This window comes from Sphingomonas sp. P4_D12, from assembly GCF_056401895.1.
This window is the reverse complement of the sequence record NZ_JBFUIL010000002.1, coordinates 524,152-548,008: the sequence shown is the minus strand read 5'-3', so window position 1 is coordinate 548,008 and position 23,857 is coordinate 524,152. Positions and strand designations below refer to the sequence as shown.

Sequence of the window (23,857 nt, the reverse complement as noted above, 5' to 3'; positions counted from 1 at the left end):
TCCGCCATCAGGCAATCAAGCAAGCCCGGCCGGCGCGATATCGCCGAAAGCCGGGCTCGCCGATCGGTCGCGGGCCGATACCCGTCAGCGCACGCGCGTGAAGTCGGCGGTCCAGTTGGTTTCCCAGGTAGCGCCGCCGTCGCGCGAAAAGGCCTGTTCCCAGCGTTCGCGATCGGGCGGTTGCTTGGTGCGGATGAAGCGCACCTTGACCGGGATGCCGTCATCGCTGTCATCACCGTAGAACAAGCCATTGTTGCCGCGGAAACCGCCGATCACCGGCGTTCCGAGCACGCCATCGCGACTGTTGATCCAATAGATATACCATTGCCGCCGGGCGCGATTGAACGTGCGGACCGTGAGCCCCGACCAGCCCTTGGTCGGAAAGTTGACCTGGTCGACATTGACGAGGCCATCGAGATATTGGCCGTAAATGTCGTTGCTGGGGAATTCGTCCCATTCCGGATTGGTGGTCCAGCGTTTCTTCAGTCGTCGTTGCACCGCGGTCCAGTGGCCGAGATGATAATCGAAATCGTGGATGTCGCCGGTCGGCGCCTCCGCCGGGGGTAGGACGGCGGCCGCCCGACCCGCCAAGCCTAGCCCACTCGCCAGCAACGCGCCCGCCAGCAGGTCACGCCGAGCCGGTCGTATCGGGTTGGTCATCGCTCTCTCCTTCGGACGGGAAAAGGAGCTTCCCCGCTCCGTACGGCCTGCTAACCTCGCCGCGACAGTGACTTGCCAGCGGATATTCGCGACTGGGCGAACGGGTACGGGAGTGGGCATGGCGGACGGTGCGCGGCGCGGCGTCGAGCTTTGGGAAGCGGGAATCGGCACGCCCGGCGGTTGGCTGCGGTTGCTCGCCTTCGGCGCGGTTGCGGGCGGCGTGGTCGGCTTCCTCGGCTATCTCGGTGGCGACCTGCTGATCTGCCTGTTCAACTGGACCGGTATGATGGTGATCGGCGCGGGCCTTGCCGGGCTGACCGTGCCGCCGGTCGTGAGGATGCTGCGCGCACGCGGCGTGCCGGCATCTGTGGCGCTGGCGATCGCGATCCTGGTGGCGGCCTTGCCCGTCAGCCTGGCGGCTGCGGCGTTCGGCCGCTGGGCATGGCCTGGAGAAGCCGCTCGGATGTCGCTGCTCGATTGGTATGTGAAGACGGCATTGGTCGAGGCGATGGTGGTCGGCTTGTGGTTAGTGGCCGAGGCGCGTCGCAGGTCCGTGCCGGAGCTTGCCATGCCCTCCGCGCCGATGCCGCCCGCTTTCGCCAATGACCACGTCACCTGCCTGCAGATGGAGGATCATTATGTCCGCGTGCACCAGGGCTCGGGCAGCCGGCTCGAACTGATGCCGATGGCCGACGCGATCGCGCGTTATGGTGCGGTGGGGATCCGGACGCATCGAAGCTGGTGGGTGGCAGTGTCGGCGGTGCGCGCGATCGAGCGCGACGGGCGCAATATACGGCTGCGGCTGGACGGCGGCGTGATCGTTCCCGTCGCACGCAATCGCGTCGCGGCGGTCCGCGCCGTGCCGACGCTGGCGCGCCTGTTCCCTGCCCCTAGGTTGGACGCCGCGCGATCCGCCACAGCGTGAAGAGTCCGATCCCGGCCCAGATGACGTTGAGCACTGCCGAGGGGATCGCGCCGTTATAGCCGCTATTGACGACAAAGCAGGCGGCCCCGACCAGGTTCATCCACTGATAGAGCCGCGATTGCCCACCGACCCGACCCGCGGACAGCAGGAGGTAAGCAAGCAGGATCACCACGGCGCCAGTCCAGCCGATCGTTTCGATAAGGATGCGTTCCGCTGTCATGCGATCTGCCGATGACGCGGTTCGCCGCCGCCGTCCAGCCATCACCGTTAAGTCGGCATTCAGCCCCGATTGGCTGATATGCTGTCATAAGACGATATAACGGCTTGGGAGGAAGGGCATGGGGCGGCTGGGCTCGGCGACGCTGACATTGTTGCTGGCGGGGATCGCATTTCCCGCCGTCGCGCAGGATCGCGCCGACGACAATGCGGTGACGCAGGCGGAGGACGGGTTCGGCTTCAGCGTCGGGCGCGAGACGATCGGCATCTACACGTCGAGCAATGCGCGCGGCTTCTCGCCGACCGCGGCGGGGAACGTGCGGATCGACGGCATGTATTTCGACCCCGCGATCGCGCTGTCGAGCATCATCAACGATTCGACCAGCATCAAGGTCGGCCTGTCGGCGCAGGGCTATCCGTTCGCCGCGCCGAGCGGGATCGTCGACCAATTGCTGCGTCGTCCCGGCGACAAGGCCGCCGCCTCGATCGTGCTCAACGCCGATAGCTACAGTTCCTATGGGCTGGAGGTCGACGGATCGCTGCCGGTCAGCAAGCGGCTGTCGGTCGGCTATGGCGCGATCGTCGGGCGCACCGCATTCCCCGACGGCACCGACAATTTCAATCACAGCCAGGGGCTGATCGTCCGCTGGCGCCCCGCGCCCGGCGTGGAGATCATGCCGTTCTGGACGCTGACCAACGATTATAATGATGAGGCGGGGCCGTTCTACGTGCCGGCGGGCAAGTATCTGCCGCCCAAGCCCCCCGCGCACAGCTTCGATGGGCCGCAATGGGCCGATTTCCGCTATACCGGGACCAATCAGGGACTGCTCGCTTCCTATGCGCCGGGCAAGACCTGGCTGCTTCGCGTCGGCGCGTTCCGGTCGGTGTTCGATCAGAAGAAGAGTTACGCCAACCTGTTGGTCGACTTGCAGCCCGACGGGACGGCGGACCGCCTGCTCATCGCCGATCCGCGCGCGAAGAACGTGTCGCTGAGCGGCGAGGTTCGGCTGACGCACAGCATCGTCGACGGGCCGCGGCTGCACGTGATCCATCTCAGCCTGCGCGAACGCGACGCGCGTCATCAGTTCGGCGGATCGGACGACGTCGATCTGGGGCCGACCCGGATCGGTGTCGAGGAGGATTCGCCCAGGCCGAATTTCGTATTCGGCGCGTCATCGCGCGACCGCATTCGCCAGGCGACCCTGGGCGTGGCCTATGACGGGCGCTGGCGCGACATCGGCGAGATCAGCTTCGGCCTCTCGCGTGCCGATTACCGCAAGACCACCTGGCTTCCCGGCGTCGCGCCGATCGTGTCGCGATCGCGGCCATGGCTCTATAACGGCACGGCGGCGGCCTATCTGTCCAAATCGGTGTCGCTCTATGCCGGTTATGCCCGCGGCCTCGAGGAAAGCGGCGTGGCGCCGCCCAACGCGGCCAACCGCAATCAGCCGCTCAACGCGATCCTGACCGAACAGAAGGACGCCGGCATCCGCTGGACGGTGACGGGGAACGTCAAGCTGATCGCCGGCGTGTTCGACCTGCGGAAGCCCTATTTCGGATTCGATGCGGCCAGTCGCTACACCCAGGTCGGCACCACGCGCAGCCAGGGGGCGGAAGTGTCGGTGTCGGGCAATTTGACGCGGACGCTCAATGTCGTCGCGGGCGGGTATTTCCTGCGCGCCCGGGTCGAGCGCGACCCCAATGCGCTTGGCACGATCGGCGCCCGCCCCGTGGGATTGCCGGGGCACCTCGTCAATTTGAACCTCAACTGGAAGACGCCGGTGCTCGACGGGCTGTCGCTCGACACCACCCTGCTCCAGCGCGGCAAGGTGCCGTCGACCACCGACAATCTGGTGTCGCTGCCCGCCCGCGCACAGCTCAATCTCGGCGGCCGCTATCGGTTCAAATTGGTCAACCGCGACGCAACCCTGCGCATGCAGGTGACCAATCTATTCGACAATCGCCCCTTCAACGTCGCCGGACCCGGCATCTACGGCGCAGGCGCGGGACGGTACCTCACCGGCTACCTGGCAGTCGACGTCTAGGGTCCATACTCAGCGTCGACGCGCCAGTCTCCGTAGCCAGGCCCCCGAATGAAAGATGCCCATCAGCGCGTACATCGGCACCATTCCGCCCCACAGCGACATCGCGGACGCGGAACAGTTCATGGTGCCGTCCGCGCCGGATGCATAGCTCAACAGCGCCATCCCGATGAAGGTCGGGGTTGCCACGATGCCAAGCCATCCGGCCGCGTCGGGCGCTGCATCGTTGCGGCGCCCATGCTGGACATCGGCGGTGATCATGCCGCGGTCTCCGCGTAACGGTCATGATGGCGCCACCAAATCCCGTGTTCGTCACGTCCCCGGGGCGCGCGGTCGAGCCACTGGAACATGCCCCACAGCCCGTCGAGCCCGCGGGCGTAGGTCGAATAGCTGTGGTAGACTACGCCGTCCTCGATGACGAATGCGCTGAGGCCGGGACGTTGGCGCAGATAGGCGATCGGGTCGGCGCCGGTCCGCGCCGCGCTCTGGTTGACGACCGGCGGTATCGTTGCCTCGGTCATCGCATGGCCGCCCCGACGGTAATTATATTCGGTGCCACCCGCACGCTGCTGCTCTTCGGAGATCGAAACATTGAAGTCGTAATTGAAGTCGCGGCCCTGGGTCGACGCCCAGGGAAAGGACCAGCCCATCCGCTCCCTGAAGGCAAGCAGCTTGTCGAGCGGAGCAAGCGACGCGGCCCACAGCATCACGTCATGGTTGGCGAGGTGCACCGCGATGCCGTTGAAGCCGTCGGCAATCGCCGAGCAGGAGATGCATCCCGCGGGATATTCCGGTCCGAACATGAAATGGTAGACCAGTAATTGCGACCGACCCTGGAAGAGCGCCGCCAGCGCCACCTCGCCTTGCTCGGTATCGAACCGATAGTCCTTGTCGACCCGTACCCAGGGCAGCGCCTGACGCCGTTCGGCAACCGCGTCGCTCTGTCTCGTCAACGCTTTTTCCGCGTCGAGCAGATCAAGCCGCGCCGCGAGCCATTGCTCGCGCGTTCCGATTTGGTGGGACGTCATCGCGGAATCTCCTTCCTATCGTCGCACGTCATACGTCGCCGGCGCCTTCTCGCGGATGCGGATGCCGCGATGGTCGTCGAGAAGGCGCCGGGCGCTACTCAGGCCGCTTCGCGATAATCGCCGAGCTGAGCATTCAGCGCGCGCTGGAAAGCGGGCCGCGCCATGCAGCGATTGATATAGGCAGCCAGCCGGGGATCACGCTGCGCGACCTCGGGGTGGAAGCGGAGCACCGTCGCCATCATCAGATCGCCGACGGTGAAGCGTTCGCCGTCGAGGAACGGCTTGTCGCCCAGCCGTTTGGCCACCGCGTCGAGTTTCTTGTTCATCAACTCGGCGGCGCTCGCCCGGCGCAGCTTTGCCCATTCTTCGTTCGTGAAGATGAAGTCGATCAGGAAGAGGTTGACGATCGACGGCTCGACCGAATTGAGCGCGGCGATCAGCCATTGCACCGCCCGGATGCGCGCCGCCGGCTCCTTGGGCAGCAGCGCCTCCGACCGCTCCGCGACATGAAGAGCGATCGCGCCCGATTCGAACAGGACGAGCCCGTCTTCCTCGAACATCGGGACCTGCCCGAACGGCTGCATCAGGCGATAGTCCGGATGATCCTGGTCACCCTGTTCGAGCAGCCGTGCGGTGTAGGGAAGGCCCGCCTCCTCGAGCACCCAGCGTACGCGCAAGTCGCGCACCAACCCCTTGGCGAAATCCGGAACGTCGCGGAAAGCCGAAATGGTAATCATTGCCAATGCTCCTTTTCATCCGACCAGGCGCAATTATGTCTGTTCTTGCGGGCACCGATCCGTCGGTAGCCATCGGTCACGAACGGCATCTAGGGCGCGTCGCCGGAAGGGTGAGAGTGACAATCGTGGCGGGATTTCGATGGACTCGCTGATCGCCGCCGCGGCGCAAGCGCTGGCGAAAGGCGATCCGCTAGGCGCGCTCAACCGCATCGCGCTGCGCGACGACGCGCCGGCGCTGGCGCTCCGCGGTATCGCCATGGCGCAGCTCGGCGACTTCGATCGCGCCCGTTCCTTGGTGCGTCGCGCGGCGCGCGCCTTTGGCCCGCGGGAGCCCGTGGCGCGTGCACGATGCGTCGTCGCCGAAGCCGAGATCGCGCTCGCGTCGCGCGACCTGACCTGGCCGACCAAGGCATTGGCCGCGGCGGCGGCGGCACTCGAATCCCATGGCGATCGCGCAAACGCGGCCCATGCGCATTATCTCGAGGCGCGGCGACTGCTGTTGCTCGGGCGGCTCGACGATGCCGAAGGCAAGCTGGCCCGACTGGACGTCTCGGCACTTCCCACCCCGCTGCGCGCGATCCACGAGTTGACGATGGCCGGCATCGCCATGCGGCGCGTTCGGGCCGGTGCCGCGCGCGCGGCGCTCGGCCGCGCCGAGGAGGCGGCACGCTGGGCACGCATTCCGGCGCTCGCCGCGGAAGTCGAGCAGGCCTTCGCGGTGCTCGACACGCCAGCAGCGCGGTCAATCGCGCGCGGCGACGAGCGCCCTCTCCGGCTCGAACAGGTCGAAGCTGTGCTGGCGTCGGACGCGATCGTCATCGACGCCTGTCGCAACCTCGTGCGTGCGCGAGACACGATCGTTCCGCTGGCAACGCGTCCGGTGCTCTTCGCGCTGGCCCGCGCGCTCGGCGAAGCCTGGCCCGGCGATGTGCCGCGCGACATGCTGCTCGCGCGGGCATTCGGCGCGCGATTCGTCGACGAATCGCACCGCGCCCGGCTGCGGGTCGAGATTGGGCGCCTCCGCAAGCTGCTGCTGCCGATCGCGCGGGTGAGTGCGACCACGCTGGGCTTCAGGCTCTCGCCGCTCGGCGCGCGCCAGATCGTCGTGCTGGCCCGCCCCGTCGAGGAGGACCAGGCCAGCGTGCTGGCATTGCTCGCCGACGGTGAATCCTGGTCGAGCTCGGCGCTGGCGCTGGCATTGGGCGCCAGCCAGCGCACGGTGCAACGTGCGCTCGACGCGCTTGCTGCGACTGGCAAGGCGCAAGCCCTGGGTCGCGGTCGGGCGCGGCGCTGGACGACGCCACCATTGCCTGGATTCGCGACGACCTTGTTACTCCCCGCACCGTTCCCGGGCTGCTAGGATACAGGCATGAAGACATCCAAAGCGCAGATCGTCCGCGAATACGGACCCTTCCCTGAGGTCGAGCAGGTCGGCGGGGTCTCCTTCGACGGCACGAACGTCTGGTTCGCATCGGGCGACCGGTTGAACGCTTTCGATCCGGAGAGCGGCGAGCAACGGCGCTCGCTCGACATTGCCGCGCATGCCGGCACGGCGTTCGACGGCGAACATCTGTTCCAGATCGCCGAGAGCAACATCGAGAAGATCGATCCGGCGACCGGACGGATTCTCGCCACCATCCCGGCGCCGGGCGGCGGCAAGGACTCGGGTCTCGCCTGGGCCGAAGGCACGCTCTGGGTTGGCGAGTATCGCGAGCGCAGGATCCACCAGATCGACCCCGAGACCGGCGCGATCCTGCGCACGATCGCGTCCAATCGTTTCGTGACGGGAGTCACCTGGGTCGATGGCGAGCTGTGGCACGGCACCTGGGAAGACGAAGCGAGCGACCTGCGACGCATCGACCCGCGCAGCGGAGAGGTGTTGGAGCAAATCGAGATGCCCGAGGGGGTCGTGGTATCGGGCCTCGAATCCGATGGGTGCGACCGGTTCTTTTGCGGCGGCGGCAACAGCGGCAAGGTGCGGGCCGTCCGCCGACCGACGTAACGGCGCGGCGTGATCGTGCGGGATGCGGCCGGGACTGTGTCCCGCGATCGCCTAACCCACCTCGCGTTGCGGGCGCGCCAAGAAGTAGAACGCGGTGACGTGGGTGATCATCAGCAGCGGCACATAGAGGATCGGGATCGCATAGGCGGCGCCCAGTTCCCCCGCATGCGCCGGGAGGTCGGCCTGGATCGCATGGCTATAGGCAAGCACGAGATCGACCAGGCCGACCAGGTTGAACGCGACCACGAACAGCCAGAAGACGGGCCGAATCCGAACGGTCGTCAGCGCGAGCATCGCGAGCAGCCCGGTGGCGAGATCGCCATAAGCGGCAGGTATGGCAAAACGCGCCGCGAGGTCGGCGCCGACCACGCCCGGGACGATGAAGGCGAGCCCGAAAAATCGGAAGCTGTGAAGCGTCGCGATCGCACGATGCGCCGCGGCGCGATCGATCGATTTGAGCCAGGGCAGGATATAGGCGAAAAAGCACAGCAGCCACGCCACGTATCCGAGGAAAAGATGCGTCTGAAAGATATGGGTCGTCGACATGGCGATCTTCGGTCCTGAATCGATTGCGGCGGGGCCGGGCACCGCCGGCAGTTGAGGTCGCGATCGCATCTATGGTCGCTTTCCCCGCACGACTATCGGCGATAATCTCGACGATCCATGAAGCAGAACTTCACAGTCCGGCACGGTGCGCTCGACGGGGTCGAGACATTCCTGAGCGTCGCCCGCTATCGCAGTTTTCGCCGGGCCGCCGCGGCTCTGGGCGTCACGCCGTCGGCGGTCAGTCAGTCGGTACGGTCGCTCGAAGCGCGGATCGGCGCCGCGCTGCTGACCCGGACCACGCGCAGCGTCGGCCTGACCGAAGCCGGCCAGCGCTTCCTCGACCGGGCCGGCCCCGCCTTTGACGAACTCGTCGCCGCCAGCGAGGCGGCGCGCGATCTGGGCCAGCGTCCGGCTGGATTGTTGCGCCTTGCCGTCCCCCGCTCCGTGGTCCCGCTGATCCTCGAGCCGGTGATCGCCTCATTCTGCGATGCCTATCCCGAGATAGAATTGGAGATCGCCGCGAGCGACGAGATGGTGGATATCGCGGCCGGCGGTTTCGATGCCGGTATCCGCCTCGGCGAACTGATCGCGGCCGACATGATCGTCGTGCGGCTCACGCCTCCCTTCCCGTTCGTCGTCGTCGGCAGCCCGGATTATCTGCGCCGGCGCGAGCCGCCGGCGCGCGTCGAGGATCTCCGCAACCATGCGTGTCTACGCCTGCGCCGTTGGAACGGATCGATCGCGCCTTGGACCTTCGCAGTCGGCAACGATGTGATCGAAGCAGCGGTCTCCGGACCGCTGATCGCGCACGATTACCCGACCCTTCTCGGCGCCGCGATACAGGGCCTGGGGCTCGCGCAAGTGCCCGGCCCGATCGCCCGGGCAGCGATTGCGGATGGCCGGTTGCAAGCGCTGCTGACGCCGCTGGCGATCATGACACCCGGCGTCTTCCTCTATCATTCCGGCAAACGTCAGATGCTGCCCAAGCTCCGCGCCTTCATCGATCACATGAAGGCGACCCGACATCCAACCGCGACCGCCTGAACCTTCAGTTTGCGGCGCCCTGTCGACTAGCGAGATCGAGCGTCGCCTCGAGGCTTCCCACAGTGAACGGCTTCACCAGCACGGGAACCTCATCATCGACCGCCTGGAAGTTTGGTTCGGCATAACCGGTAATGATCACCGCCGGGAGTGTCGGCCGGATTTCGCGCAATTGACGAATCAGGTCGGACCCCGACAGCCGCGGCATCGCATAGTCGCTCAGCACCAGGTCAAAGGCTCCAGGTTGCTTGCGCACCATCTTGAGCGCGGTCTCTCCTTCACCGGCCTCGGAGACGCGATGACCGAGATCGTGCAACATCGCCGCCGTGGCGGCTCGCGCGCCCTCATGATCGTCGACCAGCAGGATGTTGAGTTGCCGTTTGCCGGTCCGCGATTCCGGTGCGGACACCACTTCCGGCGCGACGGGCATAGCCGCGTCGGCCGGCGCCGCGGGCAGCCAGATCTCCACGCGGGTCCCGACGCCGACTTCGCTGGTCAGGCGCAGCGCGCCGCCCGATTGTTTGGCGAAGCCATAGACCATGCTGAGCCCCAGGCCGGTGCCCTTGCCCACCGCCTTGGTCGTGAAAAACGGCTCCATGACCTGCTCGACTTGTTCGGCCGCGATCCCGCAGCCCATATCGGTCACGGCGAAGACGATATAGCGCCCGGGCTCGAGCAGCGTGCCGGCGATATCCTGGCTCGCCTGCGCATCGTGGCCGCTCGCCTCGATCGTCACGGTTCCGCCGTCCGGCATGGCGTCGCGCGCATTGATGACGAGGTTCATGATCGCCAGTTCGAGCTGCGCCGAATCGGCGAATACGGCGTCGAGCCCGTCTTCGCATTTCCAGACGAGCTCGATCCGGCCGCCGAGCGTGTGCGCCAACAGCCCGTCGATCGCATCAGCCAGCGTCGCCACGTCCACCGCGGCCGGTTGCAGCATCTGTCGCCGCGAAAATGCCAGCAGGTGCCGCACGAGTTGCGTTCCCTGTTCGGCAGCGTGCCGGGTCATGTCGACGAGCCGTCGTTGCTGGGCGTCGAGCGGTATCTGCCGTTCGATCATGCCGATGCCGCCGAGCACCGCGGCGAGCAGATTGTTGAAGTCGTGCGCGATCCCGCCGGTCAGTTGGCCGATCGCCTCCATCTTGCGGATCTGGTTGAGCTCGCTCTCGAGCTCGCGGCGGTCCGAAATGTCGAGCAGCGTCCCGGCATATTCGACCGGCGATCCACCCGCGTCATGCAACAGCACCGCTTGATCGAGAAAATGGCGATACTCGCCGTCGGCGTGTCGCCAGCGATATTCGACCGAATGCGCCCCGCCCTGGCCGCGGGCCGCCAGCGCGGCGATCGCCCGCTCGCGGTCCTCGGGATGAAGCCGATCGCTCCAGATGCCGGGGGAATGCCGAATATGGTCGAAGCTGAACCCGGTCAGCGTCTCGAAATTGCCGCTGACGAACTTGGGCATGCGCGGCTCGCAGTCGACATCTTCGAGGTAGAGAGTGATCGGCAGCGAGGCGATGATTGCTGCCTGGCGCTGCTCGGCGAGCCGCAATTGCTGCTCGGCATGGAGCCGCTCGGCATTGGCGCGCAGATTGTCGTCGAGCAGCCGCTGCTGCGCTTCCGCGGTGCGCTGCACTTCCTTGCGCATCGCATAGAGGTCGACGAACACCGCGACTTTGGAGCGGAGCACGGTCGGCTCGACCGGCTTGAAGACGTAATCGACCGCCCCCGTCGCATAGCCCCGCAAGAGATGTTCCATCTCCTTGTTGACCGCCGAGAGAAACAGGATCGGCACACGGCGGGTTTGTTGGCGCTCGCGGATCAGCTGCGCGGTTTCGTAGCCGTCGAGTCCGGGCATGTAGACGTCGAGCAGGATGACCGCGAACTCTTCGCGGAGAAGGTGCCGCAGGGCTTCTTCGCCCGAGCGCGCGACGACGATCTCGGCGAGGTCCTCGAGCACATTGCTGATCGCGACGAGATTGTGCTCGTCGTCGTCAACGACAAGCACGCGCGCCCGTTCGGAAGGGAGCACCACCGGCGCCGGTTCGTCGACGATCCCGCGATCGAGGATCACGGTTGGGGCACGGGGCATGGTCCGCCGCGGCATCTCAGGCATGCCCCGCGAGGATCGCGCCGGCCGCCTGCTGCGCCTCTCTCGATCGCGAAATCCAGACGCGCAGCAACGCGAGCAGCAGATCGATATCGACCGGCTTGGCGATGTAATCGGAAGCGCCGGCGTCGAGGCATTTCTGGCGGTCGCCCTTCATCGCCTTGGCGGTGACCGAGATCAGCGGCAGGTCGGCCAGCGCGGGGCGCCGGCGAATCTGCTTCATCGTCTCATAGCCGTCCATTTCGGGCATCATGATGTCGATCAGGGCGATATCGATGCCGGGCGTCTCCTCCAGGATCACGATCCCGTCGCGGCCGCGCTCGGCGTGCATCACCTCGACGCCATAACTCTCCAGCACGCTGGTCAGCGAGTAGATGTTGCGGATGTCGTCATCGACGATCAGGATCTTGGCGCCCGCCAGTTCGGGCGCCGAGCGCACGGTCGACGGCGGCTCCGTGTCGGGCACCAGTTCGAGCACCGCCCTACCGGAGCCGATCCGTTCCGCGAGATCGCCAAACACCGCGGCGAGCGCATCGCTTTGCGCCGGTTTCTCGGTGACCCCGGCCGCGCCGAGATCGATCGCCCGCGCCAGCTTGTCGGCGCCGGAGATCACATGGATCGGCAGGTGCCGCGTCTGGGGGTCGTGCTTGAGCAAGTCGAGCAGCACGAACCCGTCGATATCCGACAGGCCGAGATCGAGCGTGATCGCATTCGGCTGGAGCTTGCGCGCGAGCGCCACCGTGCCCGCGCCCGCGGTTGAAATGACGCCCTTGAGCCCCGCGCCGCGCGCCACGTCGAGCAGGATCGAGGCGAAAGTGGGATCGTCCTCCACGATCAGCACGAACGGCGAGCCGTCGAGGCTGTCGCGATCGTCGCTCACGTCGAACGTATTGGGCAGCGCCGTCGGTACCATCGCGCCGCTATTGTCATAGCGTGCCTGGCTGGGTTCCACCGGCAATGCCGCCGGCGCGATCGCCTGAAGCGGCACGAACAAGGTGAAGGTCGATCCCTTACCCGGCGTCGAGCGGACCTGGAGCTCGCCGCCGAGCAACCGCGCGATTTCCCGGCTGATCGAAAGGCCAAGCCCGGTGCCGCCATATTTACGGCTCGTCGTGCCATCGGCCTGTTGGAACGCCTCGAAGATCAGCTTCTGCTTGTCCTTGGGAATGCCGATGCCGGTATCGGTCACCGCAATCTCGATCGCGCGCTCCGCTCCCCGCAGCACCGGGTGATTGGTGCTCCAGCCGCTTTCCGCGGTGCGGACGGCCAGGGTGACCGAGCCTTGCGAAGTGAATTTGAAGGCGTTCGACAGCAGGTTGAGGACGATCTGCTGCAACCTTTTCTCGTCGGTGCGGATCGTCGCGGGCAATGCTTCGCCGAACTCGACGATGAAATCGAGATTCTTGTCCGCGGCGAGTTGGCGGAAGGTCCGCTCCATATGCTGTTTGAGGCCCTGCATCGGCATCTCGCCGATCTCGATCGAGACTGTGCCCGATTCGATCTTCGACAGATCGAGGATGTCGTTGATCAGGTTGAGCAGATCCGAGCCGGCCGAGTTGATCGTGCGCGCGAACTCGACCTGCTTCTCGTTCAAATTCCCCTGCGGGTTGTCGGACAGCAGGTTGGACAGGATCAACAGCGAGTTGAGCGGCGTGCGCAATTCGTGGCTCATATTGGCCAGGAATTCGGATTTGTACTTGGAGGTGAGCGCCAGCTGCTCGGCCTTTTCCTCGAGCGCCCGGCGCGCCATCTCGATCTCGAGATTCTTGGCTTCGACCTGGCGCTTCTCATTCTCGAGCAGCTGCGCTTTCTCTTCGAGCTCCTCGTTGGTGTTGTGCAACTCCTCCTGCTTGGTGGTGAGCTCGGTCTGGCGCGCCTGGAGTTCCTGGGTCAGCAGCTGGGATTGTTTGAGTAGACCCTCGGTGCGCATCGTCGCGGCGATCGTGTTGAGCACGATGCCAACCGACTCCATCAGCTGGTCTAGGAAGTTCTGGTGAGTCTCGTTGAACTCGCTGAACGAGGCGAGCTCGATCACCGCCTTGACCTCATCCTCGAACAAGGCAGGCAGGATGGTGACATTGGCCGGGCGCGCCTCGCCCAGCGCCGAGCCGATACGGATAAAGTCGGGCGGCACGTCTTCGAGCAGGATCGGACGTTTGTCGGCGGCGGCCTGGCCGATCAGCCCCTCGCGTAGCTGAAACGCGGGTTTCAGCGCTTCGCGATTTTCCGCGCCATAGCTCGCGGCGAGTTCGAGCACCGTGTCCTCGGCGTCGCGATTGGTCACGTAGAAGACGCCGTATTGCGCGCCGACCAGCGGGGCGAGTTCGGACATGATGAGGTTCGATACGGTCGAGAGGTCGCGTTCGCCCTGCAGCATGCGGCTGAACCGTGCGAGGTTGGTCTTGAGCCAGTCCTGTTCGGCGTTCTTGAGCGTCTGATCCTTCAGGTTGCGGATCATCTCGTTGATATTGTCCTTGAGCGCCGCCATCTCGCCCGACGCCTCGACCGCGATCGACCGGGTCAGGTCGCCCTTGGTCACCGCGGTCGCCACGTCGGCGATCGAGCGCACCTGATTGGTCAGATTGGCGGCGAGCTGATTGACGTTGTCGGTCAGGTCGCGCCACAGGCCGGCCGCACCCGGAACGCGCGCCTGACCGCCGAGCTTGCCCTCGATGCCGACCTCGCGCGCCATGTTGGTCACCTGGTCGGCGAAGGTCGCCAGCGTCTCGATCATCAGGTTGATCGTCTCGGCAAGCGCGGCGATCTCCCCCTTCGCGTCGAGCGTCAATTTTCGCTTCAGATTGCCTTGCGCCACCGCGGTCACGACGTCGGCGATGCCGCGCACCTGGTTGGTGAGGTTGGTCGCCATCAGATTGACGTTGTCGGTCAGATCCTTCCACGTCCCGCCGACGCCCGGCACCTGCGCCTGGCCGCCGAGCTTGCCCTCGGTGCCGACCTCGCGGGCAACGCGAGTCACTTCCGAGGCGAAGCCGTTGAGCTGATCGACCATCACGTTGATCGTGTTCTTGAGCTCGAGGATTTCGCCCTTCACGTCGACGGTGATCTTCTTCGACAAGTCGCCGCGCGCCACCGCCGTCGTCACCTCGGCGATGTTGCGGACCTGGCCAGTCAGATTGTCGGCCATCAGATTGACGTTGTCGGTCAGATCCTTCCACGTCCCGGCGACGCCGCGCACGTTCGCCTGGCCGCCCAATTTCCCCTCGGTGCCGACCTCGCGCGCCACGCGCGTCACCTCGCTCGCGAACGAGTTGAGCTGGTCGACCATCGTGTTGATCGTGTTCTTGAGTTCGAGAATCTCGCCCTTCACGTCGACGGTGATCTTCTTCGATAGATCGCCCAGCGCCACCGCCGTCGTCACTTCGGCGATGTTGCGGACCTGACCCGTCAGGTTCGCCGCCATCAAATTGACGTTGTCGGTCAGGTCCTTCCACGTGCCGCCGACGCCCGGCACCTGCGCCTGGCCGCCGAGCTTGCCGTCCGACCCGACCTCGCGCGCCACGCGCGTCACTTCCGAGGCGAAGCCGTTGAGCTGCTCGACCATCGTATTGATGGTGTTCTTGAGCTCGAGGATCTCGCCCTTCACGTCGACGGTGATCTTCTTCGACAGATCGCCCGACGCCACGGCCGTGGTCACCTCGGCGATGTTACGCACCTGGCCGGTCAGGTTGGTCGCCATCGCGTTGACATTGTCGGTCAGATCCTTCCAGGTGCCGGCGACGCCCTCGACCTGCGCCTGGCCACCCAGCTTGCCTTCCGAGCCGACTTCACGCGCGACGCGAGTCACTTCGCTGGCGAAACCATTGAGCTGGTCGACCATGGTGTTGATCGTGTCCTTGAGCTCGAGAATCTCGCCCTTCACGTCGACGGTGATCTTCTTGGACAAGTCGCCCTTGGCGACCGCGGTCGTCACTTCGGCGATATTGCGGACCTGGCCGGTCAGGTTCGCGGCCATCAGGTTCACATTGTCGGTGAGGTCGGCCCAGGTGCCGGCGACTCCCGGCACCTGCGCCTGGCCGCCGAGCTTGCCCTCGGTGCCGACCTCGCGCGCCACGCGAGTCACTTCCGAGGCGAAGCCGTTGAGCTGATCGACCATCACGTTGATGGTGTTTTTCAGCTCGAGGATCTCGCCCTTCACGTCGACGGTGATCTTCTTCGACAAGTCGCCGCGCGCCACCGCCGTCGTCACGTCGGCGATGTTGCGGACCTGACCGGTCAGATTGTCGGCCATCAGATTGACGTTGTCGGTCAGATCCTTCCACGTCCCGGCGACGCCCGGCACCTGCGCCTGCCCGCCGAGCTTGCCCTCGGTGCCGACCTCGCGGGCAACGCGCGTCACTTCCGAGGCGAAGCCGTTGAGCTGGTCGACCATCACGTTGATCGTGTTCTTGAGCTCGAGGATTTCGCCCTTCACGTCGACGGTGATCTTCTTCGACAGATCGCCCTTGGCGACCGCGGTCGTCACTTCGGCGATGTTGCGCACCTGGCCTGTGAGGTTCGCCGCCATCAGATTGACGTTGTCGGTCAGGTCCTTCCACGTCCCGCCGATACCCGGCACCTGCGCCTGGCCACCAAGCTTGCCTTCGGTGCCGACCTCGCGCGCCACGCGCGTCACCTCGCTGGCGAACGAATTGAGCTGGTCGACCATCGTGTTGATCGTGTTCTTGAGCTCGAGAATCTCGCCCTTCACCTCGACGGTGATCTTCTTGGACAGATCGCCCGACGCCACGGCCGTGGTCACCTCGGCGATGTTACGCACCTGGCCGGTCAGGTTGGTCGCCATCGCGTTGACGTTGTCGGTCAGATCCTTCCAGGTGCCGGCGACGCCCTTCACCTTGGCCTGGCCGCCCAGCTTGCCCTCGGTGCCGACCTCGCGCGCCACGCGCGTCACTTCCGACGCGAAGGACGCCAATTGCTCGACCATGGTGTTCACCACCTTGCCGATGCGAAGGAATTCGCCGCGCAACGGGCGGCCGTCGATCTCGACCGTCATCGACTGCGACAGATCGCCCTTGGCGACGGCGCCGATGACGCGCGCGACCTCGGCGGTCGGCTGCACCATGTCCTCGATCAATTCGTTGAGCGCGCGCAGTTGCGCCTCATAGCCGCCAGTGGCGCCGCGGACATGCCCGCGCTGGTTGATCTTGCCTTCCTTGCCGACGACCCGCGACAGCCGCTCGAACTCGTTGGTCATCTGTTCTTCGAGGCCGACGACCTCATTGAACAGGATCGCGATCTCCCCGTCGGTGCCGGACAGATCCTCCGGCAGCCGGACCGAAAAATCCCCGCGCCTGAGACTACGGAGCGCGGAAACGAGCTGGCGGCGATCCAGCGTTTCGGGGGATTGTTCTGCGTGCACCTATGGCTCCAGGCATCTCCCACCCCGCTCGTTCACGCGACCCCCCGATCGCTTTCACCAACATAGGAGAACTATCTCGTTCGGCGTTTAAAAAAGGTCAATATACCGCGAAAGGTCGGCCCGGAACGGCCGGGCGTCGGTGGAGTAGCGAAGCCGGACCTGCTCGCTTTGTCGGGCCGCTGTTCGATCACGCCGGCGCCGTCGCGGAGAAAGTCTCCTCGACGGATCGACGCCGTCGGTCAGCTGTCGATCCGGTAATGGATCGGCTTGAAGGTGCCGCCATTCGAATCCGGTGCCGAGCAGGCCGTCAGCCCGATGATCAGGTCGATCTCCGCCCGGAACGTGATGTAGTCGCCAGCCTTGCTCCGCGGCGGCAGCACTTTCAGTTTTCCCGTCCGCCCATCGACCGGCACGTTCATGAAGCAATTGAACGCGACCGGAATGCGATCAGGCCCGATGCCATAAGGCGCCAGTGCCTCGGCAAGATTGCCGAAACAGCCGCGATGCGGCGGCAGATCGGGATAGAAATGGTGGAACGTGTCGACCGAGCACGGCGTCAGCAGGAAATCGTGGCGGCCGACCGTATCCTCGACGATCGTCAGCAGGACGCGGGAACGGTTGGAATAGAGTTTGTGCCCAGTCGTCAGCGCGATCGTCTCGGCGTAATCGAAGGTGCGGCCCGACGAGATCACCTCGTCCATGTCGCAGGCGTTGAACGCGAGCAGATCCGCCACTTGCTCGCCCTTGGGATCGATCACGGTCAACAGCGCGCCGCGGGGCAAGGGGAAAGCGGTGCCGCTCCGTTCCGGAATGACGATCTCGCCGCTCATTTCGCGTCGCCGCGATATTCGAACGGAGGCTGCCAATCCTCATCCACCGCGCGGCCGGAATATTGCCGCGCCTCGCTGACCTCTCCATGACGCGCCAGCATCGGATTGCGCGAGCCGGCGAGGTGGTCGTCGCGGACCAGGATCTTGTCGCGCAGCCCCTCATATTTGCCGGCCTCGCGCAGGCGCTCGAACTGGTCGTGGAGATTGAAGACGAGCGTCGGCTGTTCGAACCGGCGAGCCGGACGGCTGGCCTTGGGATGGAGGCCGACGATGAAGAACGCCTCGCCCCCGAAGCTCAGCGAGAAATGCGGGTTACCTGGATCGGCGCTGACGCGTGAATCATAGGCCTGGCCTCGCCAGACGTCTTTGTCGTGGAGCGACTGGACACGATCCCATAAAGCGCGCTCGAACGCCTCTTCGTTGAGGTCGGTTGGTCCCTGAAACACGACGGCAAAGCTTTGGAATAGCGCCGGGTCGCCGCGATACGCCTGGGTAAAACGCAGCAGCGCTTCATGGATGCGCAGGTCGTCCCAGGCACTGTCGATATTATCGCAGGCAAGGACGGTCAGGCGACCTCGCGCCAACGCCGATTTCGCGCCGACGCAGGGAAAGGATGCCGCTTCGACATGCGCGAAAAGCTTGCGTTCCAGCGCGTCCTGGGCGGCGTGAGTCCAATGAAACATGGAGGTTATGGAGATCCTTGGAAATTGATGGTCAGGAAAGCCTGGCAAGAATGCGCGGGCCTGAGTTTCCTGCGCTCTGAGTGTCGCATAACGGTCCAACGCCCGCCTGCCCGCCGGGTTTCGGGGCGCCTAATGTCGCTCAGTACGATTGCCGTACGCGGCTCGCCGATTACCGGCTTGGCCCAGGCTCATCCTTGTTGGTCCGGAGGCGAGTTTAGAGAGGTCGAGGGCAGCATCACGGGATGTCGCTACCAGCCGGCATCGATCGCCGCATCGACCAACCGGGTCACCATTCGCGTAGCTTCGCCGGTGCCGTGCCGGTCGGCTAGCTGAGCGAAGAAACCTTGGCTGGTCAATGCGGTGACGATGTCGGTCAGCGCCGCTGCGTCACCCGGCACATCCAAGCGTGCGATCAGCGTTCCGACGGTGCCACGGCGGCGCTCGCCACGCGCGGCAAGTGCCGCCGCAAATTCTGGATCGGGGGCGATGACTTCGTGCAACCTGCGAACCGCGCCATCACCGCCCCAGAAATCGCAAAATATGGTGACGATGTGGCGCAGCGCCTCGCGCGGGTCTGTCATCGCCATCGCCTGCGGAATCCGGTGCAGCCCGCCCGCCGCCGCACGATCGTCGAACACAGCCTCGAGCAATCCGTGCCGCGAGCCGAACTGGTTGTACACGGTAAGCCGGGTCACGCCGGCCCGAAGAGCCACGGCGTCGAGCGATAACCTGCCACCTTCGCGCAAAATATCCCCGGCGGCCGCGATCAGGCGCGCGCGCGTCGCCGCCGCTGCCGCCTCGCGCTGGGAGCCGGCAATTGGGCGATCATTGGTCACTTGGTACGCGCCGCATAGTTCACTATACAGTGTGTATATCGAGTCGCTCCGAGGCCGTCCATGCAGACCACTATCATCATTGCGCTTTCGCTCCACATTCTCGCCGCCACCTTCTGGGCCGGCAGCACTTTCGTGCTGGCGCGCACCGGAGGCAAGGGCGCCGAACAGTTGCTGCGTCCGCAGATCGGTGCAGCGACCGTTGCGATATTGTCGGGTGCTTATCTGGGGCATTTGCTCCACGCCGGCAGTTTCGAGACGCCGGAGAAATTGCTCGCCGCCGGCGCGGGCTGCGCGCTGGTCGCCTATCTGGTGCAGATTTGGCTGGCGATCGGCCTGCGCGGCCGGAGTCTCGATGAGGCCGCGGCCAGCCGAATGGCGGCGGGCGAGCGCCTCGCCGCCATTTTGCTGGCGATCACGACAGTCTGCATGGCGGCGGCGCGATATGCGTGAGGTTGGCTAAAGCGCCGGGCGTCAGGGTTCGATCGCGACGACGTCGCGGAAATAGACGACGCCAATCTTGTTGCGCCCCTCATCCTCCACCTCGATCTTGTGGTGGAGCACCAGGTGACCGTGCGCCTTGACCGATTCCGCGGCGAAATTGCGCGCCTCTTCGGCCGCGCGCCGTAGCGCCGCCGGCGTGTCGGCCAAGTCGGCGCCCTCCTCGTCCAGCGTGATCTCATCGTTATAGACGTTGAAATAATAGCGGGTCATCGCGATGACCAGAAAGCCGCTGCCGCGATTTGGTTTCGTATTTTGCCTAAAATCAATGCGATTCCGCTCCGGACGCGGATCCTGCGGCGATTTCGCGGGGCAGGCGGCTAGCGTTTCGTCCGTTCCGGCCAATTGGTCGCGGCTCATGATCAATGCCCGCTCGGCATCGTCGAGCCCGAGCGTGAGGGAGTGGTAGCAAGCTGAGTCATGCATTTCCGAACGCGGCCGGCTCGGCGAGGTTTCACCGTCGAGCAGGAGTGACGTGCTGGATTTTTTAGGACAAATGCACTAGATGACCATCTACATGGTCAGGAACACGGCAATGGAAGCAATCAATCTGGCAGAGGCGAAAACACATCTGAGCGAGCTGGTCGATCGGGTAGAAGCCGGGGATTCTATCGATATCACCCGCCGTGGAAAGCCGGTTGCGCGGCTCACCGCCGTAGCCGGGGCACGCAAGCCGATCGATGCCGCGCTACTTCAATCGCTAACGGCAGCGATGCCCCCGCAGCCCGAGAGTGCTGCCGACCTCGTGCGGTCGATGCGGGACGGTGATCGCTACTGATGCTCTATCTCGATACGTCGCTGATCGTCGCAGCGCTATCCAATGAAGCAACGACGCCGCGGATTCAGGCGTGGCTGACGGAGCAGGATCCCGCACAACTGCTGATCAGCGACTGGACCGTCACCGAGTTGTCTTCCGCCATGGCGATCAAGCTGCGGACCGGACAGATCAGCCTGGAGCAGCGCGCGGCGGCGCTCGCCATGTTCAACAAGCTGGTCGCGGAGAGCTTCACCGTCCTGGGCGTGACGGGCGGACAATTTCGGGCGGCGGCGAAATTTGCCAATCAGCATGCGCTCGGGCTTCGCGCCGGTGATGCGCTGCATCTTGCTATCGCATCGGAACATGGCGCCGCGGTTCATACGCTTGACCAACGGCTCGCGGAAGCCGGGCCGGCGCTCGGCGTCCCGACGCAATTGCTCGCTTGATCCGACCCTTCTCCGGCTTGGCAGACTTGCTCGGAAATCGTGATGGGAGACTGGATCAGACTTTCATCACCCGCAGGGCGATCCAGGGCTTGCCCGGCAGCGCGACTTTCGGCCGCGCCGGGTCGTGCACGTCATAATCGTTCTTGCGGGCCATCTTGAACACGCCGTCGACCGGCGTGATCGTCATGTTCCAGGTATCGATCACGTCGATCCGGTAGCTCTGTAATGCATCCTCGCCACGGCCAGGCAAGATGACGTCCCATTCGGTCGGGCGATCGGCGCCGAAATAGCGAAGATAATAATGATTGGCCTTGCCGCCGAGGTGATAATTCCACCACGCCTGGATCGGTTCGATGCCGGGGACCGGCCCCTCTTCCATGATCTTGCGCAGGAAGGCGAGCCGCGGCGGGCTGGTGCCGACCAGCTTGCCGCCCTGCCCCAGCCAGGAGAAATCGGCATTGCGGTTAGCGTCGAACGTCTCGCTGTGGCCGACATAGGTGCCGCCGATCAGTCCGTACCAGAAGCGCTCGACCATCTCCTCGCCGGTCAATTGGCCCCAGCGTTTGTCCGAATTCCCTTCATAGACCACTTCGTCGAAGATCACCGGCTTGAGCGCGAAGGCGCGGTGCAGTTCGGCACGGATGTCGTCGAGCACCGCCGCGCCGTTCTGAATGCTGGCATGGGTGATCCACGGCTTGCGCGCGTCGTAATAGGTATTGATCTGATGGATCGAGCGCAGTCGGTCGTGCGGATCGGCGGCGACCAGCACCTGGAACAGATGGTCCCAGTCGTCCATCGTCTTGGTCTTGATGGCATCATATTCGTTGCCCATCGACCACCAAACGTTGCGATAGGCGCCGAACCGCGCGGCGACGTAGCGCAAATAACGCTCGTCATCGGCGCGCTTCATGTCGGAATAGCCGCGCTTGGCGTCGTACGGGTGGTACAGGATGACGTCGGCCTGGATGCCGAGCGCGCCCAGCCGGACGATCCGGTCCTCGTAGCGGCGGAAATAAGCGGGATCGAAGCGCGCGGGATCCCAGTCCTTGGGACCGTCGCCGGTCCGCACGAACGGATTGGTCGCAACCGATTCCACATTGGGAAAGACCAGCATGCGCATCTTGTTGAACGGCGCGCCGGTCAGCGTCTTCAGCGTCTCCGCGCATCGGGCGTCGGATTGCAGCGCCCAGGAATAGCTGGTCGTGCCGATCTGGCGAAACGGCGTGCCGTCGGCATATTCGAAATGATAGCCGTCCTTCGTGACGCGGACTGGACCATGATTGCCGGGGCCCGGCACGATCGCCTCGAATGCGCCGGTGCGGCCGTTGAGCGCGGGCGCATTGCTCTCGCTGGTCCAGCGCCAATTACCGATCTCGGGCGGGCTGAAGCGGATGCGGTAGACGCCCACGCCATCATAGAAGCCGGGTACACGGACCGTCCGTCCGCCGCCGGTGAAGGTCGCCGACAAGGTGACGTCGTCGAATGGATTGCCCGCTTGCGGCCCATCGAGCGCGATCTCGTACACGCTCCAGCGTTCGACACGCCCGTTGGCCGATCGCTTCGTTGCCGCAGATATCGGACCCGAAGCGGCAGCCGCTCCCAGCACCATGGCATTGGCCAGCACCGCGCGCCGCGAAAGTCCCATCGCTTCATCCTCTCCGTGGCGACCGAATTGCGACGTCGGCCGGGTTTCCGAAGAGGTATCGGGCGCCTCCGGTCGAGTCAATTTGGGATTATAATATGATCAATTGCTGCGGCACCGCTCTCGACAAACCGGGTGCCGACGCACGAAGACTTGCGTCGCACCGCGTCGATGCTACACTCGCTTAATAATATTATCATACGCTTTACGGAGAGCATGCCAATGACCACGGGAGGCTCCGCGACGGGAGGCTGGCGGGACACGATCCTGGCGGGTCTGGCGAATTATATCGACGCCGGATCGATCGTCGCCGGATCAGTGGCGCTGGCATTGTGGCAAGAGGCGTACGGGCTCAGCAACACGACGCTCGGCGTCCTTGGAGCATTCGGGCCCAACGCAATATCGGCGGGGATCGGCGCGCTGATCGGCGGGCGGCTGTGCGATCTCTTGGGCCGCAAGAAGATCTACCAGTATGACATGCTGTTCTACGCGTTCGGCATGTTGTGGCTGGTGTTCGCGATCAACGCCTGGATGGTCGTGCTGGGGTTCTTTCTGGTCGGTCTGGCGGTAGGTGCCGATATCCCGGCGTCCTGGTCGCTGATCGCCGAACAGGCCCCCGACGATTCGCGGGGCAAGCATAGCGGCTCCGCTCAGGTGCTGTGGTATCTTGGCCCGACCGTCGTGCTGCTGATGTTCGCGGCGCTCTCGCCATTGGGCCTGCTCGGCGCCCGCATCGTGTTCGCGCACCTCGCCATCCTCGCGGTCGCCCTCACCTTTCTGCGCGCCCGCATGCACGAGTCCAGGCGCTGGCTCGAAGCCCAGGCGCTGCCCGCCGCGGAACGTCGCCGCGGCAAGTTGAGGGACTTGCTGACCTGGCAGCACATCCGCTCGATGGCGTTCCTGATTGGCATGTACGGTATCTGGAACCTTTGGGCGGGGACCAACGGCTTCTTCTTTCCGTTCATCCTGCGCACGGTCGGCAATCAGAGCCAGTTCACCGCCGTGGCGGTCCAGACGCTGAGCTTCTTCATCGGCATGCTGTCGATCTACCTCGTCTTCATGCAATTCTCCGACCGGGTGAACCAGCGGTTGATGTTCGGCATATCGGCGGTGATCCAGGTGATCGGCATGTCGCTGCTCGCGATCTTCCCGCTAACCCTGCCTGTCGCGATCATTCACGTGTTCCTGATGTCGTTCGGCGGCGGGTTCGGCGCGCAGAGCTTCTTCCAATTGTGGAGCGCGGAGATGTTCCCGACCCTGCTGCGCTCCACCGCGCAAGGGGTGATGTTCGCGGTGGTCCGCGTCTCGCTGGGCGCGTTCAGCTTCTTCGTGCCGGCGCTGACCGCGACCGGCTTCACCACGCTCGCCTGGATCCTGGTGAGTTTCCTGGTGGTGAGCGGGCTGATTGGATTCCTGGGCGCGCCGCGCAACGAAGGCAAGTCGCTCGAGGAAATCGAGGCGGGGATGAAGCCCGCACGCTGACA

The 23,857-nt window shown here is 64.9% G+C and carries 22 protein-coding genes; 9 read left to right on the top strand and 13 right to left on the bottom strand.

Annotated features, from left to right (window positions below):
* Positions 1-84: 84 nt before the first annotated feature.
* Positions 85-660 (bottom strand): hypothetical protein, encoded by a 576-nt coding sequence (locus AC1DSD_RS05100; RefSeq protein ID WP_478028834.1) that lies wholly within the window; start codon positions 658-660, stop codon positions 85-87.
* Between the two features lie 118 nt (positions 661-778).
* Between AC1DSD_RS05100 and AC1DSD_RS05095 the strand changes: the two genes are divergently transcribed.
* On the top strand, positions 779-1,585 hold the full coding sequence (locus tag AC1DSD_RS05095) for a LytTR family DNA-binding domain-containing protein (protein ID WP_478028833.1): 807 nt from the start codon (positions 779-781) through the stop codon (positions 1,583-1,585).
* Here AC1DSD_RS05095 and AC1DSD_RS05090 read toward each other — a convergent pair.
* A complete protein-coding gene (locus AC1DSD_RS05090; RefSeq protein ID WP_478028832.1) occupies positions 1,551-1,805 on the bottom strand; it encodes a CBU_0592 family membrane protein in 255 nt (84 codons plus the stop codon). The genes AC1DSD_RS05095 and AC1DSD_RS05090 overlap by 35 nt on opposite strands.
* A 118-nt stretch (positions 1,806-1,923) precedes the next feature.
* On the opposite strand from AC1DSD_RS05090, the gene AC1DSD_RS05085 reads away from it, so the two are divergent.
* Positions 1,924-3,846, top strand: a complete 1,923-nt coding sequence (locus AC1DSD_RS05085) for a TonB-dependent siderophore receptor (protein WP_478028831.1) — start codon at positions 1,924-1,926, stop codon at positions 3,844-3,846.
* 9 nt (positions 3,847-3,855) lie between these two features.
* On the opposite strand, the gene AC1DSD_RS05080 is transcribed toward AC1DSD_RS05085, so the two are convergent.
* The 3 genes from AC1DSD_RS05080 to AC1DSD_RS05070 form a co-directional block, all read right to left on the bottom strand.
* Positions 3,856-4,104, bottom strand: coding sequence for a hypothetical protein (locus AC1DSD_RS05080; protein ID WP_478028830.1), 249 nt, complete (start codon positions 4,102-4,104; stop codon positions 3,856-3,858).
* Complete coding sequence (locus AC1DSD_RS05075; protein WP_478028829.1) at positions 4,101-4,871, bottom strand: DUF899 domain-containing protein; 771 nt, start codon at positions 4,869-4,871, stop codon at positions 4,101-4,103. Before AC1DSD_RS05075 ends, AC1DSD_RS05080 begins: the two co-directional genes overlap by 4 nt.
* A gap of 98 nt (positions 4,872-4,969) precedes the next feature.
* Positions 4,970-5,608, bottom strand: a complete 639-nt coding sequence (locus AC1DSD_RS05070; RefSeq protein ID WP_478028828.1) for a glutathione S-transferase family protein — start codon at positions 5,606-5,608, stop codon at positions 4,970-4,972.
* A gap of 139 nt (positions 5,609-5,747) precedes the next feature.
* Between AC1DSD_RS05070 and AC1DSD_RS05065 the strand changes: the two genes are divergently transcribed.
* Positions 5,748-6,968: a helix-turn-helix domain-containing protein gene (locus tag AC1DSD_RS05065; RefSeq protein WP_478028827.1), complete on the top strand. Its 1,221-nt coding sequence runs from the start codon at positions 5,748-5,750 to the stop codon at positions 6,966-6,968.
* Between the two features lie 9 nt (positions 6,969-6,977).
* Positions 6,978-7,610, top strand: coding sequence for a Vgb family protein (locus AC1DSD_RS05060; RefSeq protein WP_478028826.1), 633 nt, complete (start codon positions 6,978-6,980; stop codon positions 7,608-7,610).
* A gap of 51 nt (positions 7,611-7,661) precedes the next feature.
* Here AC1DSD_RS05060 and AC1DSD_RS05055 read toward each other — a convergent pair whose 3' ends face one another.
* On the bottom strand, positions 7,662-8,156 hold the full coding sequence (locus tag AC1DSD_RS05055) for a hypothetical protein (protein ID WP_478028825.1): 495 nt from the start codon (positions 8,154-8,156) through the stop codon (positions 7,662-7,664).
* A 117-nt stretch (positions 8,157-8,273) separates the two neighbouring features.
* Here AC1DSD_RS05055 and AC1DSD_RS05050 point away from each other — a divergent pair, with 117 nt between their 5' ends.
* The gene (locus AC1DSD_RS05050) at positions 8,274-9,200 is read left to right on the top strand and encodes a LysR family transcriptional regulator (protein WP_478028824.1); all 927 of its coding nucleotides are present in this window, start codon (positions 8,274-8,276) and stop codon (positions 9,198-9,200) included.
* 4 nt (positions 9,201-9,204) lie between these two features.
* Here the strand turns inward: AC1DSD_RS05050 and AC1DSD_RS05045 are convergent, their stop codons facing one another.
* From AC1DSD_RS05045 to AC1DSD_RS05025, 5 genes are all read right to left on the bottom strand, one after another.
* A complete protein-coding gene (locus AC1DSD_RS05045) occupies positions 9,205-11,286 on the bottom strand; it encodes a response regulator (protein ID WP_478028823.1) in 2,082 nt (693 codons plus the stop codon).
* A gap of 16 nt (positions 11,287-11,302) precedes the next feature.
* Complete coding sequence (locus AC1DSD_RS05040; protein WP_478028822.1) at positions 11,303-16,681, bottom strand: HAMP domain-containing protein; 5,379 nt, start codon at positions 16,679-16,681, stop codon at positions 11,303-11,305.
* A gap of 239 nt (positions 16,682-16,920) precedes the next feature.
* The gene (locus AC1DSD_RS05035; RefSeq protein WP_478028821.1) at positions 16,921-17,511 is read right to left on the bottom strand and encodes a DUF1989 domain-containing protein; all 591 of its coding nucleotides are present in this window, start codon (positions 17,509-17,511) and stop codon (positions 16,921-16,923) included.
* Positions 17,508-18,194 carry a guanitoxin biosynthesis heme-dependent pre-guanitoxin N-hydroxylase GntA gene (gene gntA, locus AC1DSD_RS05030; protein WP_478028820.1) on the bottom strand — a complete coding sequence of 229 codons (687 nt, stop codon included), beginning with the start codon at positions 18,192-18,194 and terminating at the stop codon, positions 17,508-17,510. The genes AC1DSD_RS05035 and gntA overlap by 4 nt, the downstream gene beginning before the upstream one ends.
* Positions 18,195-18,442: 248 nt before the next feature.
* The gene (locus tag AC1DSD_RS05025) at positions 18,443-19,030 is read right to left on the bottom strand and encodes a TetR/AcrR family transcriptional regulator (protein WP_478028819.1); all 588 of its coding nucleotides are present in this window, start codon (positions 19,028-19,030) and stop codon (positions 18,443-18,445) included.
* A 60-nt stretch (positions 19,031-19,090) separates the two neighbouring features.
* Between AC1DSD_RS05025 and AC1DSD_RS05020 the strand changes: the two genes are divergently transcribed.
* Complete coding sequence (locus tag AC1DSD_RS05020) at positions 19,091-19,480, top strand: hypothetical protein (protein WP_478028818.1); 390 nt, start codon at positions 19,091-19,093, stop codon at positions 19,478-19,480.
* 21 nt (positions 19,481-19,501) lie between these two features.
* On the opposite strand, the gene AC1DSD_RS05015 is transcribed toward AC1DSD_RS05020, so the two are convergent.
* Positions 19,502-19,741, bottom strand: a complete 240-nt coding sequence (locus tag AC1DSD_RS05015; RefSeq protein WP_478028817.1) for a DUF6894 family protein — start codon at positions 19,739-19,741, stop codon at positions 19,502-19,504.
* Positions 19,742-20,033: 292 nt separating this feature from the next.
* Here AC1DSD_RS05015 and AC1DSD_RS05010 point away from each other — a divergent pair, with 292 nt between their 5' ends.
* On the top strand, positions 20,034-20,306 hold the full coding sequence (locus AC1DSD_RS05010; RefSeq protein ID WP_478028816.1) for a type II toxin-antitoxin system Phd/YefM family antitoxin: 273 nt from the start codon (positions 20,034-20,036) through the stop codon (positions 20,304-20,306).
* A complete protein-coding gene (locus tag AC1DSD_RS05005; RefSeq protein WP_478028815.1) occupies positions 20,306-20,731 on the top strand; it encodes a type II toxin-antitoxin system VapC family toxin in 426 nt (141 codons plus the stop codon). The genes AC1DSD_RS05010 and AC1DSD_RS05005 overlap by 1 nt, the downstream gene beginning before the upstream one ends.
* A 55-nt stretch (positions 20,732-20,786) precedes the next feature.
* Here AC1DSD_RS05005 and AC1DSD_RS05000 read toward each other — a convergent pair whose 3' ends face one another.
* Positions 20,787-22,376, bottom strand: a complete 1,590-nt coding sequence (locus AC1DSD_RS05000) for a DUF5060 domain-containing protein (protein WP_478028814.1) — start codon at positions 22,374-22,376, stop codon at positions 20,787-20,789.
* A 219-nt stretch (positions 22,377-22,595) separates the two neighbouring features.
* Here AC1DSD_RS05000 and AC1DSD_RS04995 point away from each other — a divergent pair, with 219 nt between their 5' ends.
* Positions 22,596-23,855: an MFS transporter gene (locus AC1DSD_RS04995; RefSeq protein WP_478028813.1), complete on the top strand. Its 1,260-nt coding sequence runs from the start codon at positions 22,596-22,598 to the stop codon at positions 23,853-23,855.
* The last annotated feature ends 2 nt before the right edge of the window (positions 23,856-23,857 follow it).

Coding starts and splice junctions, on each gene's coding strand:
- AC1DSD_RS05045 (WP_478028823.1), bottom strand. CDS start 11,286: ATGCCCCGTGCCCCAACCGTGATCCTCGATCGCGGGATCGTCGACGAA.
- AC1DSD_RS05050 (WP_478028824.1), top strand. CDS start 8,274: ATGAAGCAGAACTTCACAGTCCGGCACGGTGCGCTCGACGGGGTCGAG.
- AC1DSD_RS05010 (WP_478028816.1), top strand. CDS start 20,034: ATGACCATCTACATGGTCAGGAACACGGCAATGGAAGCAATCAATCTG.
- AC1DSD_RS05055 (WP_478028825.1), bottom strand. CDS start 8,156: ATGTCGACGACCCATATCTTTCAGACGCATCTTTTCCTCGGATACGTG.
- AC1DSD_RS05080 (WP_478028830.1), bottom strand. CDS start 4,104: ATGATCACCGCCGATGTCCAGCATGGGCGCCGCAACGATGCAGCGCCC.
- AC1DSD_RS05035 (WP_478028821.1), bottom strand. CDS start 17,511: ATGAGCGGCGAGATCGTCATTCCGGAACGGAGCGGCACCGCTTTCCCC.
- AC1DSD_RS04995 (WP_478028813.1), top strand. CDS start 22,596: ATGACCACGGGAGGCTCCGCGACGGGAGGCTGGCGGGACACGATCCTG.
- AC1DSD_RS05060 (WP_478028826.1), top strand. CDS start 6,978: ATGAAGACATCCAAAGCGCAGATCGTCCGCGAATACGGACCCTTCCCT.
- AC1DSD_RS05015 (WP_478028817.1), bottom strand. CDS start 19,741: ATGACCCGCTATTATTTCAACGTCTATAACGATGAGATCACGCTGGAC.
- AC1DSD_RS05000 (WP_478028814.1), bottom strand. CDS start 22,376: ATGGGACTTTCGCGGCGCGCGGTGCTGGCCAATGCCATGGTGCTGGGA.
- AC1DSD_RS05075 (WP_478028829.1), bottom strand. CDS start 4,871: ATGACGTCCCACCAAATCGGAACGCGCGAGCAATGGCTCGCGGCGCGG.
- AC1DSD_RS05090 (WP_478028832.1), bottom strand. CDS start 1,805: ATGACAGCGGAACGCATCCTTATCGAAACGATCGGCTGGACTGGCGCC.
- gntA (WP_478028820.1), bottom strand. CDS start 18,194: ATGTTTCATTGGACTCACGCCGCCCAGGACGCGCTGGAACGCAAGCTT.
- AC1DSD_RS05020 (WP_478028818.1), top strand. CDS start 19,091: ATGCAGACCACTATCATCATTGCGCTTTCGCTCCACATTCTCGCCGCC.
- AC1DSD_RS05095 (WP_478028833.1), top strand. CDS start 779: ATGGCGGACGGTGCGCGGCGCGGCGTCGAGCTTTGGGAAGCGGGAATC.
- AC1DSD_RS05005 (WP_478028815.1), top strand. CDS start 20,306: ATGCTCTATCTCGATACGTCGCTGATCGTCGCAGCGCTATCCAATGAA.
- AC1DSD_RS05085 (WP_478028831.1), top strand. CDS start 1,924: ATGGGGCGGCTGGGCTCGGCGACGCTGACATTGTTGCTGGCGGGGATC.
- AC1DSD_RS05065 (WP_478028827.1), top strand. CDS start 5,748: ATGGACTCGCTGATCGCCGCCGCGGCGCAAGCGCTGGCGAAAGGCGAT.
- AC1DSD_RS05100 (WP_478028834.1), bottom strand. CDS start 660: ATGACCAACCCGATACGACCGGCTCGGCGTGACCTGCTGGCGGGCGCG.
- AC1DSD_RS05070 (WP_478028828.1), bottom strand. CDS start 5,608: ATGATTACCATTTCGGCTTTCCGCGACGTTCCGGATTTCGCCAAGGGG.